This window comes from Listeria sp. MAN/IMW/UF464 (assembly GCF_058683955.1).
Map to the genome: position 1 here is coordinate 1 of NZ_JBZWZP010000004.1, position 19,490 is coordinate 19,490.

At 37.5% G+C, this 19,490-nt stretch carries 20 protein-coding genes; 13 read left to right on the top strand and 7 right to left on the bottom strand.

Translation table 11 applies throughout. From position 1 onward, the window contains the following. Positions 1-322 precede the first annotated feature (322 nt). From AC4PG0_RS12560 to yugI, 4 genes are all read right to left on the bottom strand, one after another. Positions 323-1,081 (bottom strand): DeoR/GlpR family DNA-binding transcription regulator, encoded by a 759-nt coding sequence (locus AC4PG0_RS12560; protein WP_003722392.1) that lies wholly within the window; start codon positions 1,079-1,081, stop codon positions 323-325. Between the two features lie 106 nt (positions 1,082-1,187). Continuing rightward, entirely contained in the window at positions 1,188-2,540 is a 1,353-nt protein-coding gene (locus AC4PG0_RS12565) for a glucose-6-phosphate isomerase (protein ID WP_187989126.1), read from the bottom strand. A 102-nt stretch (positions 2,541-2,642) separates the two neighbouring features. Continuing rightward, positions 2,643-3,050 carry an NUDIX hydrolase gene (locus AC4PG0_RS12570; RefSeq protein ID WP_003763729.1) on the bottom strand — a complete coding sequence of 136 codons (408 nt, stop codon included), beginning with the start codon at positions 3,048-3,050 and terminating at the stop codon, positions 2,643-2,645. Between the two features lie 148 nt (positions 3,051-3,198). Further along, the gene (yugI, locus tag AC4PG0_RS12575; RefSeq protein ID WP_003763730.1) at positions 3,199-3,552 is read right to left on the bottom strand and encodes a S1 domain-containing post-transcriptional regulator GSP13; all 354 of its coding nucleotides are present in this window, start codon (positions 3,550-3,552) and stop codon (positions 3,199-3,201) included. Between the two features lie 153 nt (positions 3,553-3,705). On the opposite strand from yugI, the gene AC4PG0_RS12580 reads away from it, so the two are divergent. The 3 genes from AC4PG0_RS12580 (at position 3,706) to AC4PG0_RS12590 (ending at position 6,794) form a co-directional block, all read left to right on the top strand. Beyond that, the gene (locus tag AC4PG0_RS12580; RefSeq protein WP_185590637.1) at positions 3,706-4,872 is read left to right on the top strand and encodes a MalY/PatB family protein; all 1,167 of its coding nucleotides are present in this window, start codon (positions 3,706-3,708) and stop codon (positions 4,870-4,872) included. Positions 4,873-5,010: 138 nt separating this feature from the next. Continuing rightward, the gene (locus AC4PG0_RS12585) at positions 5,011-6,114 is read left to right on the top strand and encodes an ABC transporter permease (protein ID WP_010991210.1); all 1,104 of its coding nucleotides are present in this window, start codon (positions 5,011-5,013) and stop codon (positions 6,112-6,114) included. Then, positions 6,114-6,794 (top strand): ABC transporter ATP-binding protein, encoded by a 681-nt coding sequence (locus AC4PG0_RS12590; protein ID WP_003763734.1) that lies wholly within the window; start codon positions 6,114-6,116, stop codon positions 6,792-6,794. The genes AC4PG0_RS12585 and AC4PG0_RS12590 overlap by 1 nt, the downstream gene beginning before the upstream one ends. 42 nt (positions 6,795-6,836) lie before the next feature. Here the strand turns inward: AC4PG0_RS12590 and AC4PG0_RS12595 are convergent, their stop codons facing one another. Further along, the gene (locus AC4PG0_RS12595; protein WP_492167754.1) at positions 6,837-7,151 is read right to left on the bottom strand and encodes a PTS sugar transporter subunit IIB; all 315 of its coding nucleotides are present in this window, start codon (positions 7,149-7,151) and stop codon (positions 6,837-6,839) included. Between the two features lie 243 nt (positions 7,152-7,394). Between AC4PG0_RS12595 and AC4PG0_RS12600 the strand changes: the two genes are divergently transcribed. Further along, a complete protein-coding gene (locus AC4PG0_RS12600) occupies positions 7,395-8,756 on the top strand; it encodes an aspartate kinase (RefSeq protein ID WP_003763737.1) in 1,362 nt (453 codons plus the stop codon). A 45-nt stretch (positions 8,757-8,801) separates the two neighbouring features. On the opposite strand, the gene AC4PG0_RS12605 is transcribed toward AC4PG0_RS12600, so the two are convergent. Continuing rightward, entirely contained in the window at positions 8,802-9,197 is a 396-nt protein-coding gene (locus AC4PG0_RS12605) for a hypothetical protein (RefSeq protein ID WP_492167783.1), read from the bottom strand. A gap of 156 nt (positions 9,198-9,353) precedes the next feature. Here AC4PG0_RS12605 and AC4PG0_RS12610 point away from each other — a divergent pair, with 156 nt between their 5' ends. Continuing rightward, complete coding sequence (locus AC4PG0_RS12610) at positions 9,354-11,075, top strand: ABC transporter substrate-binding protein (protein ID WP_203574803.1); 1,722 nt, start codon at positions 9,354-9,356, stop codon at positions 11,073-11,075. Between the two features lie 40 nt (positions 11,076-11,115). On the opposite strand, the gene AC4PG0_RS12615 is transcribed toward AC4PG0_RS12610, so the two are convergent. Continuing rightward, on the bottom strand, positions 11,116-11,700 hold the full coding sequence (locus AC4PG0_RS12615; RefSeq protein ID WP_003726864.1) for a peptidylprolyl isomerase: 585 nt from the start codon (positions 11,698-11,700) through the stop codon (positions 11,116-11,118). A gap of 162 nt (positions 11,701-11,862) precedes the next feature. Here AC4PG0_RS12615 and AC4PG0_RS12620 point away from each other — a divergent pair, with 162 nt between their 5' ends. From AC4PG0_RS12620 to mnhG, 8 genes are all read left to right on the top strand, one after another. Beyond that, complete coding sequence (locus AC4PG0_RS12620; RefSeq protein ID WP_481277488.1) at positions 11,863-13,143, top strand: lmo2377 family MFS transporter; 1,281 nt, start codon at positions 11,863-11,865, stop codon at positions 13,141-13,143. Between the two features lie 344 nt (positions 13,144-13,487). After that, positions 13,488-15,896, top strand: a complete 2,409-nt coding sequence (locus tag AC4PG0_RS12625) for a Na+/H+ antiporter subunit A (protein WP_070752536.1) — start codon at positions 13,488-13,490, stop codon at positions 15,894-15,896. Continuing rightward, entirely contained in the window at positions 15,880-16,305 is a 426-nt protein-coding gene (locus AC4PG0_RS12630) for a Na(+)/H(+) antiporter subunit B (protein ID WP_003769105.1), read from the top strand. The genes AC4PG0_RS12625 and AC4PG0_RS12630 overlap by 17 nt, the downstream gene beginning before the upstream one ends. Next, entirely contained in the window at positions 16,305-16,652 is a 348-nt protein-coding gene (locus AC4PG0_RS12635; RefSeq protein WP_003763750.1) for a Na(+)/H(+) antiporter subunit C, read from the top strand. The genes AC4PG0_RS12630 and AC4PG0_RS12635 overlap by 1 nt, the downstream gene beginning before the upstream one ends. Next, on the top strand, positions 16,645-18,129 hold the full coding sequence (locus AC4PG0_RS12640) for a Na+/H+ antiporter subunit D (protein WP_492167784.1): 1,485 nt from the start codon (positions 16,645-16,647) through the stop codon (positions 18,127-18,129). Before AC4PG0_RS12635 ends, AC4PG0_RS12640 begins: the two co-directional genes overlap by 8 nt. 6 nt (positions 18,130-18,135) lie before the next feature. Continuing rightward, positions 18,136-18,615, top strand: coding sequence for a Na+/H+ antiporter subunit E (locus tag AC4PG0_RS12645; protein WP_003768160.1), 480 nt, complete (start codon positions 18,136-18,138; stop codon positions 18,613-18,615). Then, positions 18,612-18,899 (top strand): Na(+)/H(+) antiporter subunit F1, encoded by a 288-nt coding sequence (locus AC4PG0_RS12650; protein ID WP_003722409.1) that lies wholly within the window; start codon positions 18,612-18,614, stop codon positions 18,897-18,899. The genes AC4PG0_RS12645 and AC4PG0_RS12650 overlap by 4 nt, the downstream gene beginning before the upstream one ends. Further along, positions 18,883-19,476 carry a monovalent cation/H(+) antiporter subunit G gene (mnhG, locus tag AC4PG0_RS12655; RefSeq protein ID WP_010991214.1) on the top strand — a complete coding sequence of 198 codons (594 nt, stop codon included), beginning with the start codon at positions 18,883-18,885 and terminating at the stop codon, positions 19,474-19,476. The genes AC4PG0_RS12650 and mnhG overlap by 17 nt, the downstream gene beginning before the upstream one ends. The last annotated feature ends 14 nt before the right edge of the window (positions 19,477-19,490 follow it).

Here is a 19,490-nt window from a genome sequence, read left to right on the forward strand (position 1 = left end):
GATTCCTTGCGTCAAATTGACTTCGCTAGCAATTAAATTACTAGTTTGTTTTTGTTGAAAACAGCTTTCTGTTTTCTGCCCTGCGATTACCAGTGAGACTTTACGTCTCATTGCTTTTCGTCTTCTTTTTTGTTCAGTTTTCAAAGGTCAGTTTCTTTTGCTGCTAAAGCGTTTGTCCGTATCAGCAACGTTTATAAATATACCAAGATTTTTGCCTTTCGTCAATACTTTTTACAAAGTTTTTTAAATAAAGATGAAAAAAGATTAATTTAGTGTATAAATTGATGTTAGGACAATGTTTTTTAGTCAAAACTAAAAGGCTTTAAGTTGTATAAATTTGCATTCCTTTTTCTTCAAATTGTTCTTTCAAGACTGGATCTATTTCTTTTCCAGTGATGATAGAAGATATTTCATCTAGGGCTGCGTATTTGTACAGGGAGATCCGACCGAACTTGGTGTGATCTGTTACTAGGATGACTTCATCGGCTGAGTGGAGCATTTGTTGCTTAGCTGGGATTAAGTATTCGTCGTAGTGCATTAATCCCTTATCAATATCAAGTGCTGGTGTGGTTACGAAGGCTTTATGTACGTGAATACTCTGTAAGGTTCCGCTCGTTATCATACCGTTAAGAATGAATGTTTCCGGATAAATGACTCCACCTGTCACGATTACTTTGGACGGGGAAAAGCGCATTATGGAAGCTACGTTAATATCATTTGTTATTACGGTTAATTTGGAGCGGTCTTTTAATGCTGTTGCGATATGGCCGGTCGTTGTTCCTGCGTCTAGGATAATTGTATCCCCGTCTTTAACCATTGTTGCTGCTAATGTGGCGATGCGTTGTTTTTCTTCATAGCGCACTTCACTACGTTTTTTCCAGTTAGGTTCAGAAACTACTTTTTCTTCTATCATAACTCCGCCATGGGTTCTTTTTAGTTTTTTGTCTTTTTCAAGTGATGTTAAATCGCGGCGAATGGTTGCTTCGTGAACTTCAAAATGTTTAGCTAGTTCGCTAACGGTTGCTATTTTTCGGCTTTTGACATATTGGACAATGGCGCGTTTTCGTTCGATAGATAGCACTTCTTCCCCTCCTTTTGTTTAACTATATGGTAACTCCAATGGAAGAAAATCGCAAACAAACAAAAAAACCTTGGAGCGGATTGGCCCCAAGGTTTGGAAATGAAAATTAATCGTTTAAGCGTTTTTCTAGTTCTGCTTTTTTGTCTTCGAAGCCTGGTTTGCCAAGTAATGCGAACATGTTGGCTTTATATGCTTCTACTCCTGGTTGGTCAAATGGATTTACGCCATTTAGGTAACCACTGATTGCTACAGCTTTTTCAAAGAAGTATACTAGGTAGCCGAAAGTATAGGCATCTAGTTCTGGTACTTCTACAACAAAGTTTGGAACTTCGCCGTCTGTATGTGCTAAAAGAGTTCCTTCGAATGCTTTTGTATTAACGAAATCAACTGTTTCGCCAGCAAGGTAATTTAAGCCATCTAAATCTACTTCTTCTTTATTGATAGTTAAATTGTGGCGTGGTTTGTCCACTTTGATAACTGTTTCAAAAAGGTTACGACGGCCGTCTTGGATATATTGACCGATAGAATGCAAATCTGTAGAGAAGTTAGCGCTCGATGGGTAAATTCCTTTTTTGTCTTTACCTTCACTTTCGCCGAATAATTGTTTCCACCATTCGTTGAAATATTGTAAACCTGGTTCGTAGCTGATTAGAAGTTCAGTTACTTTTCCTTTACGATAAAGAACATTACGAGCTGCTGCATATTGGTAAGCAATGTTATTTTTAAGCTCTGGTTTGTCGAAATCTTTGCTTGCTGTTGCTGCTCCGTTCATAAGCGCATCAATATCTACGCCACTCACTGCGATTGGAAGTAAACCTACTGCAGTTAAAACAGAGAAACGTCCACCAACGTCATCTGGAACTACAAATGTTTCGTAGCCTTCGTTGTCAGCTAATGTTTTTAGCGCGCCTTTTGCTTTATCAGTTGTAGCATAAATGCGTTTTTTCGCGCCTTCTTCGCCGTATTTTTTGATTAGAAGTTCTTTGAAAACACGGAAAGCGATTGCTGGCTCTGTAGTTGTTCCGGATTTAGAAATAACGTTAACAGAGAAGTCGCGGTCGCCAACTACTTCGATTAAGTCATGTAAGTAAGAGGAACTAATGCTATTTCCTGCAAAGAATACTTGAGGTGTTTTACGAGCACCTTTTTCAAGTACGTTATAGAAGGAATGATTTAAAGTTTCGATTGCAGCACGTGCCCCGAGGTAAGAACCACCGATACCGATAACGATTAATACGTCAGAATCGCTGTGGATTTTTTCTGTTGCTTTTTTGATACGAGCAAATTCTTCTTTGTCGTAATCTGTTGGTAAGTTAATCCAACCAAGCGCGTCACTACCAGCACCTGTACCATTATGTAATGAATCATGAGCTGCTTTTACTGCTGGTTCAAGATAATCAAGTTCGCGTTCTTCAAAAAAACGGAGCGCTTTGGAATAATCAAATTTAATATGTGTCATTGTTTTCCCTCCAAATTTTAAAAAAGTTTCTTTATTAACTTTATATCAATCAATGCTTTTTAGCAAGGATAGACCTTGTGAAATTTAAGCCTTTTTGAAAAATTAGGTATAGTTTTCATATAAGACTCCCTCGCTTCTGACTAGTTCATTTAAAGATAATTGGTCTATAGGTAATAGATCGTCAGCAAGTGGAATTGGTATCCATTTTACTCGGAAGACATTGTCGTCGTTTGAAAAAGTCGCCATCTCACCAACTGGTTTTGCTCGAAAAACAAATGTACAAACGTGTTCCCATGTAGCACGGCGCTCTTTGCAATGTAAAATTGACTCTATTTCTATATCAATATTTGTTTGTTCTTTTACTTTACTTGCGAGTGCTTCTTCCATCGTTTGGTCTGTTTCGACATGTCCTCCTGGAAAAGTCCAAGCTAAATTGCGGTTTCTAACTATTAATATCTCATCTTTCTTCTCGTTGTATACAAATGCTTGCACATGAATAGATCTTTTCACGTAAATCCCCCTTTTTGACTATTTTATACAATTGAATAAATTGAAAATTACTACTAACTATTCCCTTTTTCTAAAATTTTAGTCAATTAAATTTATCAGCCTAGCATTTTATCCCGAAAAGGGCATTATACCAAGCTGATGGAGATTTTTATTTATCTGCTTTTTTAATCCATTCTTCTAATTTATCTCGTAATGTGTTGAAACCTTCATCATTTTCACCAGATGATACGGTTTTTTTCTTAGCTGGTTGTTCTTTTGGTGCTTCTTCAGTCGCTCTAATAGAAAGACTGATTTTGTTTTTTTCTTCATCAATGTCGAGTATTTTTACTTTTACCTCTTGGCCAACTTCTAGAAAATCATGGATATCTTTTACAAAACCATGTGTTATTTCTGAAATATGAACTAAGCCTTGTGTAGAATTATCTAATGCTACAAATGCACCGTAGCTTTGAATTCCGGCAATTTTCCCAGAAACTACTTCTCCCACCTTGAATGTACTCATCCTCATTCCACCTACTTTCAACCTTACAATATTTTATAAATTATAACACTTAGGCGAAACTTTAACAATTATTCTAAATCCTTGTATGGTAAGCTTTAAAGGTGAAATTTATGCTATAATTGAGTCGAATTAAAGAGAAGGAGCGTGACATAATTGAGTCAATTTGATGAAGTCATTCCGCGGATTGGAACTAATTCAGAAAAGTGGGATGGGGCAGAAGAATTATTTGGCAGAAAAGATATTATTCCAATGTGGGTAGCTGACATGGATTTCCGTGCGCCGCAGCCAGTACTCGATGCATTCCAGCGTCAAATCGATCACGGGATTTTTGGTTATTCAACAAAATCAGCGGCACTTGTCGAAGCTGTTATTGATTGGAACAAAGAGCAACACCAATTTGAAATTGATCCGAGCACTTTGTTTTTCAACGGGGCTGTTGTTCCAACTATTTCGCTAGCAATTCGTTCGTTAACAAGTGAAGGTGACGCTGTTCTAATGGTTTCGCCGATTTATCCGCCATTTTTCAACGTAACCAAAGCTACAGAACGAAAAGTAGTTATGTCCCCGCTCATATATGAAAACCACCAATATCGAATGGATTTTAATGATTTGGAAAAACGGATGAAAGAAGAAAATGTAAAATTATTCCTTCTATGTAATCCGCAAAACCCTGGTGGTCGTTGTTTCACGAAAGAAGAACTAGTGGAACTTGCTAATCTGTGTGAAAAATACCAAATTCCGATTGTTTCAGATGAAATTCACGCTGATTTAGTGATGAAAAATCATAAACATGTACCAATGATGGTTGCTGCGCCATTTTATAAAGATCAAATTATCACTTTGATGGCTGCTACAAAAACATTTAATTTAGCTGCTATTAAAGCTTCCTACTATATTATTACGAATAAAGACTACCAAGCAAAATTCGCCGCGGAGCAAAAATATGCTACAACTAATGGGCTTAATGTTTTTGGGATTGTTGGTACTGAAGCTGCCTACCGGGATGGCGCTGCTTGGTTAAACGAACTAAAAGAATATATTTATCGTAATTATGAATATGTAAAGGATGCAATCGAAAAAGAAGTACCAGAAGTTGGCGTAACGGACTTAGAGGCAACTTACTTGATGTGGCTTGATTGCCGCGCGCTTCCTAAAGATGAGAAAACGATTTATACTGATTTAATCGAAGCCGGCGTTGGTGTTCAGATGGGTTCTGGATTTGGTCATTCCGGTAAAGGTTTTGTCCGTCTCAATATTGCTTGTCCAAAAGAAACTTTAGAAAAAGGTGTAAAACTTCTGATTCAAGGCTTAAAAAAATAGCTTATTCTGGGAAACTAAGTAGCAAATACTTAGTTTCTTTTTTTAGGAAATTGAATATAGCTTTGGTATACTATTCTTTGGAAAGTGAAATAGTGTTCATTTTCCGTTTACATAAATTTAAAGGAGTTGGTATAACCGATGTTTTTAGGGCTTCGTGAATTAGTTTATTCTAAGTTGCGCTATATTTTAGTAACAGGCATCATGGTCTTAATTATGTTACTATCACTTATTTTATCTGGGCTGGCAAACGGGCTTGCTTATGATAATGCTTCATCTGTAGCAGATAACGGGGTTCCATATTATGTTCTCAGCAAAGACGCCCAAGACAAATTATCTAGATCTCAGTTCCCAGAATCCAAACTCGCTGACGTGAAAAAAGATGCGAACGTGAAGGATGCTGCGGTTCTCGGACAATCTATGCAAACGTTAAAACGGGAAAGTGACGATAAAAAGTTTAGTGTAGCACTTTTCGGTATTCAACCAGATAGCTTTCTCGCTCCAAAAATTTCTGATGGAGCTAACATACAAGTAACAAAACCTGACGAAATCGTCGTCGATTCTTCCTTGAAATCAGACGGAATCAAAATTGGCGATGTTTTAATGGATGATATTTTAAATAGAGAATTAACGGTTGTCGGCTTTACAGAAAATCAAAAGTATAGCCATGCTCCCGTTGTTTATATTAATATCGCAACTTGGCAAGAGATTAACCCTGTTTTATATCACCAAAAAATCCCACAAACAAGTACTATTGCGATTAAAACAGACAACCCTGATAAAGGTGTAACACTCTCGGATAAAGATTTAACGACAATCGATCACAAAGAGTTTTTAAATCAAATTCCAGGTTATTCCGCGGAACAAATGACGCTTAACATGATGATTTTCTTCCTAATCATTATTGGCGGATTTATTTTAACAGCATTCTTCTATGTAATGACGCTCCAAAAAACAACGCAATTTGGTATTTTGAAAGCACTTGGAACGAAAACTAGTTACTTAGTGAAGAGCATTATTACTCAAGTGGTGATTATTTCGATTATTAGTATTTTAATTAGTGTCGGTGTAACATTGCTGCTTCCAAGTATTATGCCAGCAGCTATGCCGTTTAGATTGAGTCCAATGACGATTGCGCTTTATAGTGGCTTATTCTTCTTAGTTGCTCTATTTGGTGCTCTTTTATCACTTAGACGAATTGCTAAAGTAGATGCATTAGATGCTATTCGAGGAGGTGATGAATAATGGAAACTCTATTATCTTTTGAAAATGTATACAAAGATTACCCGTCTGGCCCTTCAATTATTCATGCACTGAAGGAAACCAATTTCGAAGCGAAAAAAGGAGAATTAATCGCCATCGTTGGTCCAAGTGGTTCTGGCAAAAGTACGCTACTTTCTCTTGCCGGAGCGCTATTAACACCAACTGGCGGAACGATTTCCATAAACGGCAAGTCAGTCGGAAACTTATCTTCTAAAGAACAAACAGCTCTTCGTTTAGAAGAAATTGGCTTTATTTTCCAAGCTGCTCACTTAGTTCCTTATTTACACGTAAAAGATCAAATCAGCTTTATTGGAAAAATGGCAGGAAAAAGCGCGGCGGAACTTGAAAAAGATACTGCTTCACTTCTAAGCCAACTTGGAATTAGCGATCGCGCAAATTTCTATCCAAAAGATCTATCTGGTGGGCAAAAGCAACGTGTCGCTATTGCGCGAGCACTTATCAACCAACCTTCCGTTATTTTAGCCGATGAACCAACTGCGAGCCTTGATACAGAAAGAAGTCGTGAAGTTGTCGAGCTTATCCGGAATGAAGTTGTGCAAACGAGCCGAACAGCAATCATGGTTACACACGATGAACGTATGTTAGATTTAGTGAACCATGTGTATCGTATGGAAGACGGAATACTTACCCAAGAAAGCTAAAAAACCTGCGTGGCTTAACTGCCACACAGGTTTTTTTACTGTTTATTTTTGGAACCCATCAATTAAATCTAATGCTTGACCGAGTACTTTTTCACCGTTCATTGTACCATAAGCTGCCATGTCGATAACATCTACTGGAATTTTCCCATCAGCTAGTTCATCAACTGTTTTTTTCTGATAACGTACTTGTGGTCCTAAAAGTACTACATCTGCATCATCAATTAAGTTACTTACTTCAGCAATGGAGTATGCTTCGATTTCGCATGTTTCTCCACGATCTTCAGCTGCTTTACGCATTTTTGTTACTAAAAGGCTTGTTGACATCCCTGCCGCACATACTAAAACAATATTTTTCATCGTAATCTTTCCTTTCAGATTAAGGCTGCTTTTTTTGTACACTCTTATTATAACTACCTTTAGCTTTTTAAACAAGTAAACTACTGGTGCCAAGATAAAATTATTAAAAATGCGAAAAAACATTGCGATTTCACGTAAAAAGAGCGATAATAGACAATAACTTTATCCGAAAGCTCAGAAAATTTCGCATCATCCAAATACAACAGTTTCGGGAGATAAAAATTCAGATCAGGAGTGTGTTGCATGAAAGTAATTAAATTTGGCGGAAGCTCTTTAGCATCAGGGATTCAATTAAATAAGGTTTTCCAACTTGTAGCGGAGGATTCTGAACGAAAGATCGTCGTTGTTTCTGCACCTGGAAAGCGTTTCAAGGACGATACAAAAGTGACCGATTTACTTATTGATTGTGCGGCAAAAGCACTTCTAGGCGAAGATACGAGTGAACTATTTGAAGCCGTCATTGCGAGATATGCTGGCATTGCCCTTGATACAGGAATGGATGACGCGATTATCACACAAATTCGCGCCGACTTACAAAAGACTATTTCGTCTGATAAAAGCGATCCTGATAAATTTTTAGATCGAATGAAGGCTAGTGGAGAAGACAATAATGCGAAATTAATCGCTGCTTATTTTAAATTCAAAGGCTTAAACGCCAACTATGTTAATCCAAAAGATGCTGGATTATTTGTGACGGATGAACATGCTAGTGCCCAAGTTCTTCCTGAGTCTTATGACCGTTTATTTGCGCTTCGAGAGCGAGAAGGCATTATTGTTTTTCCAGGATTTTTCGGTTATACGAAAGACGGTGAAATCAGTACATTTTCTCGAAGTGGCTCTGATATTACTGGAGCGATTGTCGCAAACGGGGCTCAAGCTGAGTTATACGAGAACTTTACTGATGTTGATGCAGTGTATGCGGTCAATCCCGCTATTGTGAAAAATCCGAAGAAAGTTCTTGAACTGACTTACCGGGAAATGCGCGAACTTTCTTATGCAGGCTTTTCTGTTTTTCATGATGAAGCGCTGATTCCGGCGTTCCATGCGGGTATTCCTGTGCATATTAAAAATACGAACAATCCTGATTCTTGTGGTACGCGTGTCGTTCATGAACGCGAAAACAATAATGGTCCTGTCGTTGGTATTGCTAGTGATGATGGCTTTTGCAGTATTTATATTAGTAAATATTTGATGAACCGGGAAATTGGCTTCGGACGGAAAGTGCTGCAAATTCTGGAAGATGCTGGGTTGAACTATGAACATATGCCGTCTGGGATTGATGATTTAACGATTATTATTCGTGAAAATCAGTTTGGTGAGGATACAGAGCGGACGATTATGACGCGGTTAAAAGAAGAATTAAATGCCGACCAAGTAATTATGCAACATGGTATCTCCCTGATTATGGTCGTTGGTGAAGCTATGCGCCATAATGTTGGAATAACCTCGCGTGCTTCGAAAGCTTTATCCGACGCGAAAGTGAATATTGAAATGATTAATCAAGGTTCTTCTGAGGTAAGTATTATGTTTGGTGTGAAGGAAGAACAGGAAAATACGGCCGTTCGCGCACTATACAATGAATTCTTTTCAGAAGTCTTAGTCTAAAAAAAACAAGTTTTTCATCCTGATCGATGAGAAACTTGTTTTTTGTTATTTATTTGCTTCTTCTAATTGGTGGTCTTTGGCGATTATATCAATAATATAATCATAAGTACTAACGCGGTAATGCTTAAAATCTTGAACGCTATAATCATTTCTAATTTTCACTCGTTCATGAATTAAATTAGACTGCTCGATTATTTCAAAATTGCTCTGACTTGTTAACCAACTCGTACTCCATTTGCTTTTTTCGTAGGTGTCGAGTTCGGTGGATGAGTGGAATATTAATCCAGAGAAAATTAAATTCAGTTGACTGCTTCTATTTTCGAAGTCAATTTCAAGCAAAAGCGTAAGGACATTACCATTTTGTTGTAGACCATTTAACCAAATCTTGTCTCTCCCATAAATTATTTGTTGGTTCATTTTTATAGGTTTAGATTGCTCTATTATTTTGTCCACCTTCTCCATATGATATTCAAATTCTTGTATAAAAGATACCACACCACTCCTATAAAAACAAAGTTCTCCTTAGTAATCATATGTATCAACATTCAAACAAGAGTATAATGAGAGTATTATTTTATAAGTTAGGAAGTGAACTATTTGAGAGATTCGAATTATTTTGAATTAAGATCTATACTTCATGAAAATGAAAAAGAAAATACTGTTCATTTTAGTTTAGGTAAACTCGCTGAAGCTTGGTATTACTCCAAGAAAAATGCTAAAAAAAAGCTACAAAAATATGAAGAAAACAATTTAATAAAGTATATTCCTGGAAATGGCAGAGGTAATTTATCAACTATTATTTTCCATAATGATTTTTATTCAGAAGTTCACGAGGTATTAACTAATTGCATTGAAAATAAAGACATTAAGTTTGCACTTCAACTTTCTCAATTGTCCATACCTCAAGAATGGTTTACTCCTTTCTTAGAGGAAATACACGCCCTTTTTAATCATGGCAGTGAGAATGGAAATAATGTTCTTAGGTTTGTAATTAACAGAAAAATCGAGGTATTAGACCCTAATTTAGTTTCTTTGCACTTTGAAGCTTCCTTAATCAAGCAAATCAGCAATACGTTAGTTGACTACAATGAAGAAGAAAATACATTCACCTCTTCCGTCGCAATTGATTGGTCTCATACTGAGGATTTCACAAAATGGACTTTTAATATTAGAAGAAACATCTTTTTCCATAATGAGAAAAAAGTAACTGGCAGCGATGTTCTTTTTACATTTAAGGAAGCTGCGAAAAGTAGTACCGGTAAATGGCTACTCTCTAATTTAGAAAAAGCTTACTCGGAATCTGAAAATATTGTTCACTTTATCTTTAGGAAACCAGAGCCATCATTTTTAAAGTTGGTAACTCATTATTCGCTTGTAATCAGACCTGCGAATTCAAATAGCAAAAAGCTTATTGGGTGCGGTCCTTTTATGCTTGTGGAAAGTAAGAATAATTATGTTTACTTAAAAAGTTTTTCAAAGTATTTCAAAGAGCATCCATTAATTGATGGAGTAGAATTCTGGCTGATAAATTCAAATTTCAAAAAATGGTTAGTTATTCCCCAAGAAAAATACATTCAGCTCAATAATGATGGAGTTAACCCTATTGAAGTAGCTCGGTCCGGAGCAGCTTATTTAATTTTCAACAAAAATAAACAAAATCCTCCAGATGTACTTCTATTAAATTATTTAAAATTAATCTTTAATGCAGCTGATTTTGTATCTGAATTATATCAAGGTAGTATCTCAGCGGCTAACAGTTATTTTTATGAACTCTCGAAATCACTGGAAACCGTACAAAATAAACCATTAATAACTACTTTCGATGTCTCAAGCTACATAGATAAACCTTTAAATTTAGCAGTTTTCAACCATCCTAGACTCATTCAAGAAGCGTTATGGTTTAAAGAACGTGCGGCGATGTTTAAACTAAAAATAGAAATAATAACATATTCATTTGACGATGATTTTTTCAAAGAAAAGATTTTAGTTGATGCGGATATAGCCTTAGCTACTGATGTGCCCGTTACTGATGTTGAATTAGGTTATCTCGATTTTTTATTAAATAAAACTTTACTCTTTCAGCGATTAATCAATACAGAGCAAACCGCTACTATAGTTTCGCTCACGGAAGAATATAGAGCAGCTGTCTCCTTTGAACAAAAAACAACCTTAATCAATCAAATTGAAGATTATATAAAGCGGGAAAATATACTTATATATCTTTATCATCCTTTAAAGCACTATAATATTCACACTTTCATCAATGGAGTTGAATTTGATAGTAATGGCAATATTGCTTTAGGTAAATTGTGGTGGTGAATACAAAAAGAGCACTTTCATAGAAAGTGCTCTTCATTCATTATTTAATATTAATTTTCTCAATCACAACGTCATTAACTGGTTTGTCTTGCATGCCAGTTGGTAGGTTGGCGATTTCGTCTACTACGTCCATGCCTTCGATTACGTGACCGAAAACAGTGTGGCGGCCGTCTAACCATGGTGTTCCGCCTTGTTTGTAAGCTTCGATAATTTCTACTGGGAAGCCAGCTTGTTCCATTTGACCAAGCATGTCAGCAGGCATATCTGGTTTTTGAACGATGAAGAATTGGCTGCCGTTTGTGTTTGGACCAGCGTTTGCCATTGATAGAGCTCCGCGTAAGTTGAAAGCTTCTGTAGAGAATTCATCTTCAAAAGATTCGCCCCAAATACTTTCGCCACCAGTACCGCGGCCGTCTGGGTCGCCACCTTGGATCATGAATTCAGGAATAACACGGTGGAAAATAAGACCATCATAGTAGCCGTTTTTGGAATGTGTAACAAAGTTTTCTACTGTTTTTGGTGCAATTTCAGGGAACAATTTGATACGGATAGTTCCTCGGTTTGTAATCATTTCTGCTTCGATTTCATTAGGTGCCACTTCTTTTGATAATTGTGGGTATGTCATATTGTAAAAACTCCTTCTTTTGTTTAAATTTATTGTTTACTAACGTAGCCAAATAATAAGCAAATTAACAACGACAGCAATCAGATACAGTACTAGTATAACAGCTGAAACCCAAATAACAATTTTTTTAACCAAAAATGCACATCCTTCACTTTATTTTTCATTCACTATCTTTTATTCTATAATGAAAAGGACAGTTTTAACAATAATACGAATAGAGATGATTCTTTTATGACAACTCGAACACGGAATTTATACATCTTAATGCTGGCCAACCTGCTGATGTCAGCCAGTATGACAATGATTATGCCCTTTTTATCTCTTTACATTGAAACCTTTGGCGATTATAGCAATGCCTACGTCCAAAGGTGGGCCGGTTATATTTTTGGCGTGACATTTTTAGTTGCCTTTATCTTTTCGCCGATTTGGGGTCGTATTGGTGATAAGCACGGTTATAAAGGGATTTTGATTCTGACTTCGGTTGGTTTATCAGTTTGTATTTTTTTGATGGGATTTGCGCATTCTGTCACTTATTTACTGATATTGCGGATTTTCATGGGGGTTGTAACTGGCTTTATTGGCGTTAGTAATGCCTTTATTGCAAGGCAAACTCCTCGTAATGAAGCTGGTAAGATTCTTGGTACGCTGCAACTTGGCGGGGTTACTGGGATGCTTTTTGGGCCACTTATTGGTGGTGCGATGGCGGATTTATTTGGTTTTAAAGACACTTTTACCATTACTGGGATTGCGATGATGGTAGCAGCCTTACTTGTCGCTTTTGGTGTCAAAGAAATTCGGACAGAAGAACAAAAAGAAGCTGCCAAAGTAGTGTATTCTCGTCGTGCGGTGTTAAAACAAATTTTTACGCTACGAGTACTTTTTACTGTGATGGTTATTACTGCTCTTATTCAAATAGCGAATTTTAGTGTGCAACCGCTTCTCGCACTGTATGTTGGAGATATGACGAAATCAGATAATATTGCGTTTTTATCGGGATTAGCGTTTTCTGCGACGGGATTTGGGAACTTGGTGATGACGCGAAAATGGGGACAGCTTGGCGATAAATATGGGTATGAGAAAATTTTAAATATCCTACTGATTATGGCGGCGGTTTTCGTTATTCCACAAGCATTCGCGACAAATCTGTGGGTGTTTATCTTCTTCCGCTTTTTATTCGGTATTGCAATTGGTGGAATGGTTCCTTGTACGACAGCCTATATTCGGCTTGCGGCGCCTGGAGTTATGCAAGGAGAAATGCTTGGATATAACCAGAGCGCTCGCTTCTTAGGAAATGTTATCGGACCTATTCTTGGTGGAACGCTTGCTGGCTTTACTGGGATTCCAAGTGTTTTCTTATTTATGAGTTTTATGTTTCTTGTCGCGTTTTTCATTTTACTTTACGCCCTTCATTCTGACCGAAAACGGCAAGTTAATGTTGATTAATCTTTGCAAACCTAAGTTTTTTCTTAGGTTTGTTTTTTTGTTCTTCCTATTTAATTGTTTTTTAACATTGCGTAAATTGATTTATAAAGTTAAGTTTCCTGCCTTTTTTTCAGATAAAAAAGTATGTTATAATAAAAAATATAAAAAGTACGGCGTTTATTTGGGTACTTCGTGAATAGTAAGGTTGTTGAAATTTGATGAGTTAGCGCAATTTTTTAAAATGTTAGTTAGAGCTATGTTTCATTAAATGTAAGTACTTGCTTAAAAAATAATGATTTCCTGTTCTTATTTTCACATTTCCAGGATGAGTTTCCGTATAAAAATTCTTCGAGGAGGAGCCGATATTGTCATTTCTTCATCTAGCAATTGTTCTGCCATTTATTGTGGCACTGCTAATCCCACTTTTTTACCGGTGGACTAAACAAGTTCATACTGGCTGGTTAGTACTTCCGATTCCAGTGATTTTGTTTATTTACTTCTTAACATTTATTCCCAAAACGATGGACGGGGCAACGATTGTTTCAATGCCTTGGATTCCGCAACTTGGGATTAATTTTACAGTAGTAGTAGATGGGCTAAGTTTACTGTTTGCGCTACTTATTACTGGAATTGGTTCACTCGTTACATTTTACTCTATTTATTATTTAGGGAAAAAGAAAGAACGACTTAGCAATTTCTATACATTTTTATTTATTTTTATGACGGCAATGCTTGGGGTTGTCCTAAGTGATAACTTGATTGTCCTCTATCTTTTCTGGGAATTAACTTCGATTAGTTCGTTCTTATTGATTGGGTACTGGTATCATCGTGAGCGTTCAAGGTACGGTGCTCGTAAATCGATGATGATTACAGTCTTCGGTGGACTAATGATGCTCGGTGGATTTATTTTGCTTCATATTATGAGCGATTCTTACTCCATTCGCGAGATTATTAGTAACGCGGACGTGATTAGTAATAATAGTTTATTCATTCCCGCGATGATTCTTGTATTGCTCGGGGCATTTACGAAATCGGCACAAGTACCATTTCATATTTGGCTACCTGACGCAATGGAAGCACCTACTCCGGTTAGTGCCTACCTCCACTCTGCTACGATGGTCAAAGCAGGGATTTATATTGTAGCTCGCTTTACGCCTCTATTCGCAAGTTCGGGTGTCTGGTTTTGGACGGTATCACTCGTTGGGATTACGACGCTTTTCTGGGGTTCACTTAATGCCACAAAGAAAAACGATTTAAAAGCGATTTTGGCTTACTCAACAATTAGTCAACTTGGACTTATTATGTCACTTCTTGGTGTTGGAGCGGCCTCGCTTCATTTTGACACGCTAAGTGATGATATTTATGTGATGGCGATTGTAGCGGCTGTCTTCCATCTGTTTAATCATGCGACATTTAAAGGAAGCTTGTTTATGATGGTTGGGATTGTCGATCACGAAACCGGCACGCGGGATATTAGACGACTTGGCGGATTGATGCGAATTATGCCTATTACAGCAACGATTGCATTTATTGGAACATTTGCGATGGCTGGTATTCCACCATTTAACGGGTTTCTAAGTAAAGAAATGTTTTTTGAAAGCATGGTAAATATTACGCAATTGCAATTGTTTGACGCAAGTACTTGGGGCGTTCTGCTTCCTGTTGTTGCTTGGGTTGCTAGCGTATTTACGTTTGTTTATAGCATGATTATCTTCTTCAAAACATTTACTGGAAAACTGAAGCCATACTTACTTCCTAAAAAGCCACATGAAGCTCCGTTTGGACTACTGTTGCCACCAATTATTTTATCAATTTTTGTGGTAGGGATTGGGCTTTTCCCTAATTTAATTGCAGAGCCGATTTTGGAACCTGCTGTAAGAGCGATTGTTCCAGGGCTTGCTACTGATTTTTCGATTCATATTGGCTTATGGCACGGATTTACGCCAGCCTTATTGATGACTTTCGGGGTTGTTGCTGTTGGTATTGGCTTGTTCCTTACACATAAATACTGGAAACCTTGGATTACTACTCGGGTTCCAAAAGCACTTCGAATTGGGAAAACGTATGATAATGGGATGTATTATTTAGAACAAGGTTCGTATCGGATGACGATGTTTATTATGACTGGTTGGTTACGAACTTACTTAAATTATATGTTATCGGCCTTTATTTTAATGATGGCTTCGGTCATGATTTTCACGAATGCGCTTGATTTCAACTTTTCGAGTATGACAAAAGTAACGGTGGTTGATTTTGTTTTAGCGGCTGTTATTTTAGTGACTTTGGTTGGGATTGTCTTTTCCAAGTCGCGTATTACTTCGATTATTTTACTTGGAGCGATGGGTTATACAATTAGTATTTTCTTTGTTATTTCAAGAGCTCCTGACCTTGCTTTGACACAGCTTATTATTGAAACTATTTCCGTTGTGCTTTATCTACTTGTGTTCTATCACCTTCCTCAGTTTAGTAATATTGAGGAAAAGCCGAAATGGTTTTCAATGAAGACGATATTGAGTATCGGGGTTGGTGTGATTATTACACTGGTTTCCCTTTCAGCGTATAATACGACTTTTTATGACTCAATTTCGAAATACTATGTCGATAATGCTTACGTGGAAGCGGCGGGACGAAATATTGTTAATGTTATCTTGGTTGATTTCCGTGGTTTTGATACGATGTTCGAAACCGCTGTTCTGTCAATTGCCGCGATTGGTATTTACGCGATGATTAAATTACGACTGACGAAACGAGGTGAGAATGATGAAAACGAATGACGTTCTACTGAGAAATGTAACAAAAGTTGTTGCTTTCATTATTTTCTTATTCTCGCTTCACCTCTTCTTCGCAGGGCATTATAATCCAGGTGGCGGATTTGTGGCCGGGCTTACAACAGCTGGCGCAATTACGTTAACATTACTTGCTTATGATACAAAAACAGTCGCTAGTATGCTTAATATCAATACGATTATGCTCACTGGTGTCGGTCTTGTTTTTGCTCTAGGTACAGGAATGATTGGGATTTTCACGGGTGACCCTTTCTTAACACATAAGTTTGGTCATGTTGATTTGCCCATTTTAGGAGATACTGCGTTACACACGGCGACTTTGTTTGACCTTGGCGTTTACTTAGTTGTTGTCGGTGTAACACTTACGATAATTCAAACGATTGGGGAGAGTGACTGATGGAACTATTAATGTCTATATTAATCGGCTTGATTTTTGCAGCTGCTGTCTACTTAATTCTCTCTAAAAGTTTGTTACGAATTATCATTGGAACAGCTGTCCTAAGTCATGGCGTCAATTTACTTGTACTAACGATGGGTGGACTGAAAAAAGGTCGCGTACCGATTCTTGGTACACCGGGATCCGGAACATATAATGATCCCCTTCCACAAGCACTTATTTTGACTGCGATTGTTATAAGCTTTGGTGTAACTGCCTTTTTCCTTGTTCTTGCTTATAGAGCGTATCAGGAGCTTGATAGCGAGAGTGTATCCAAGACGAGAGGACATGAAGCCGATGATGAATAATATAATTTTAATGCCGATATTGATTCCTTTCCTTGGAGCAATTACGTTAATGCTACTGCCAAAACGGGTCATCGTTCAACGAGTTTTCGCCCTGATATTTAGTGGCATTCTGGTTGTGGCGACACTTGGACTCGTGTTTTACATTCGAGAAAATGGTATCACAACTGTGAATATTGGTAACTGGGCTGCTCCTTTTGGGATTACGATGGTTGGCGATATGCTTGCGATTTTGCTTACGGCAACGACTAGTATTATCCTTTTCTGCGTGATACTTTATTCCTTTTACACGATTGGGAAACCGCGTGAGAAATTTCTTTATTACCCAGCGATTCTCTTTATGATTGTTGGGGTGAATGGTTCGTTTTTAACTGGTGATATTTTCAATATGTTTGTGTTCTTTGAAGTTATGTTGATGGCATCTTATGTACTTCTTGTCATTGGTGGGACCCAAGTTCAACTGAAAGCAACGATTAAATATTTACTGATAAATGTGGTTGGTTCTGGATTTTTCGTTGTAGCGATTGCGCTGCTTTATTCGATGATTGGAACACTCAACATGGCAGATATTTCACAAAAAATTACGGACTTAAATGGTGCGAATACTGGAATGATAAGCGTTGTCGCAGTTTTATTCTTGTTTGTATTCGGACTAAAAGCAGGACTCTTCCCGCTTTATTTCTGGCTTCCGGGATCTTACTTTGCTCCACCAATCCCAGTTCTCGCTTTATTTGGCGGGCTTCTGACAAAGGTTGGGGTTTACGCAATTATTCGAACGTATACACTATTTTTCAGTTCACTAACTGACTTTGTTGTTCCGCTACTTGGAATACTCGCGATTGTGACGATTATCCTTGGCGTTATAGGGGCAATTAGTTATTATGATATGAAAACAATTGTGATTTACAATATTATGATTGCGATTGGCGTAATACTATTTAGTGTTTCGATTATGACACGCGAATCGATGACTGGTGCCGTATTTTACTTGATTCACGATATGATAATCAAAGCCGCACTCTTCCTCATTGTTGGGATTGTGATGGCGATTACTGGTTACTCTAGCGTGAAAAAATTCAGTGGCTTAATGAGCGTGAAGCCGTCACTTGGTTGGATTTTCTTTATTGCCACATTAGGCCTTTCAGGGATTCCACCTCTTAGCGGATTTATCGGAAAACTTTTGATAGTCGAAGGAGCTTTCTCAGCTGGTCAAATTGTTGGCGGGATACTCATTTTATTATCAAGTTTATTCGTCCTTATGTCTTTAATCAAAGTCTTTACAAGAGGTTTTTGGGGCGAGAAAAAAGGCGTATTCAATCTACAAATTCCGTATAAAAAAATGCTCGTACCTGTAGTTATTCTACTTGCGATTTCTATTGGTTATGGCGTGTTTAGTAACGCAATCTATCCGTTTATTGAACAGGCGGTTGACCCACTTGTTGACCCTTCTGTTTATATCGATGCGGTGATAAAGGAGTGATAAAAGATGGCTTTTCAACTTATTCTTAATATAATACTTGCTTGTTTGTGGATGTTTCTTGAGTCATCATTTAGTTTTGCGACATTTATCATTGGCTTTATTATCGGGATATTTTTGCTTTTATTTATGCGACGCTTTCTTGGGTCAAGATTTTACCTTTTCCGGTTATTTGCCCTCGTTAAACTAGTTTTCCGTTTCTTGCATGATTTAATAGTTTCGACGGTTCATGTAAGTCGAATTGTTTTGAAGAAAGATATGAACATTCGTCCAGGGATTTTCAGATACGATACAACACTTGAAACTGACTGGGAAGTAACTATGCTCGCGTTATTAATTACATTAACTCCTGGTACACTTTCGATTGATATTTCGGATGATTATAAAGCAATCTATGTTCATTCACTGCACGTTCCGAATATCGAAGAAGAAATTGCGACGATTCGTAAATCTTATGAAGGTGCGATTATGGAGGTGTTCCACGGATGATTATTCAAATAGCTTTATCCATTGGTTTACTTCTTTATTCGATTTCTACCTTCTTATATCTTTACCGTATTTTAAAAGGACCAACTACTTCTGATAAAGTCGTGGCGCTTGATTCTATTGGCATGAATTTAGTGGCAATTGTTGCCCTCCTTTCAATGTTTTATGACACCCATGCCTTTTTAGATGTTATATTACTTATTGCGCTCCTTGCCTTTATTGGGACGGTTTCCTTTGCTAAATTTATTGAGAAAGGGAAGGTGATTGACCGTGAACGTGATAATTGAGATTATTATTTCTATTATGATTTTAATTGGTGGCTTGCTTAGTATTCTGGCGGCAATTGGTGTTATCAGACTACCGGATGTTTATACAAGAACACATGCTGCTGGGATTAGTAATACATTTGGCGTTAGCTTGCTTCTTTTTGCAACGGTTGGTTATTTTTTCCACTCAGGTGAAGGCTTTAATGCGCGAGTGCTTCTGGCAGTGCTGTTTATTTTCTTAACGACTCCAGTAGCCTCCCACCTTATTAACCGGGCCGCTTATGATACTGGTGTGCCGCTAGCAATTCGAATTCGTGACCAATTGCGTTCGGTGAAAAAAGACGACATCAAGAAGAAGAAAAGCCTTATTATTCGCCAAGAACAAATTGAAAAAGCACGACAAGAACGAGAAGAATTGGAAGAACGAATGGAATGGGAACGACGCGAAGAAAAAATCGATGAGCGTGAAGATCAAGAAGAGCAAGAACGCGAACGCGAGGAACAAACGATTGAGGAACAGTCGGATGATTCCGAGCATGAAATCATCGAACAAGATGAAAGTGAAACTGATTCAGACGAAGATGAATCAGAGAAATAAAATAAGCATGGCGA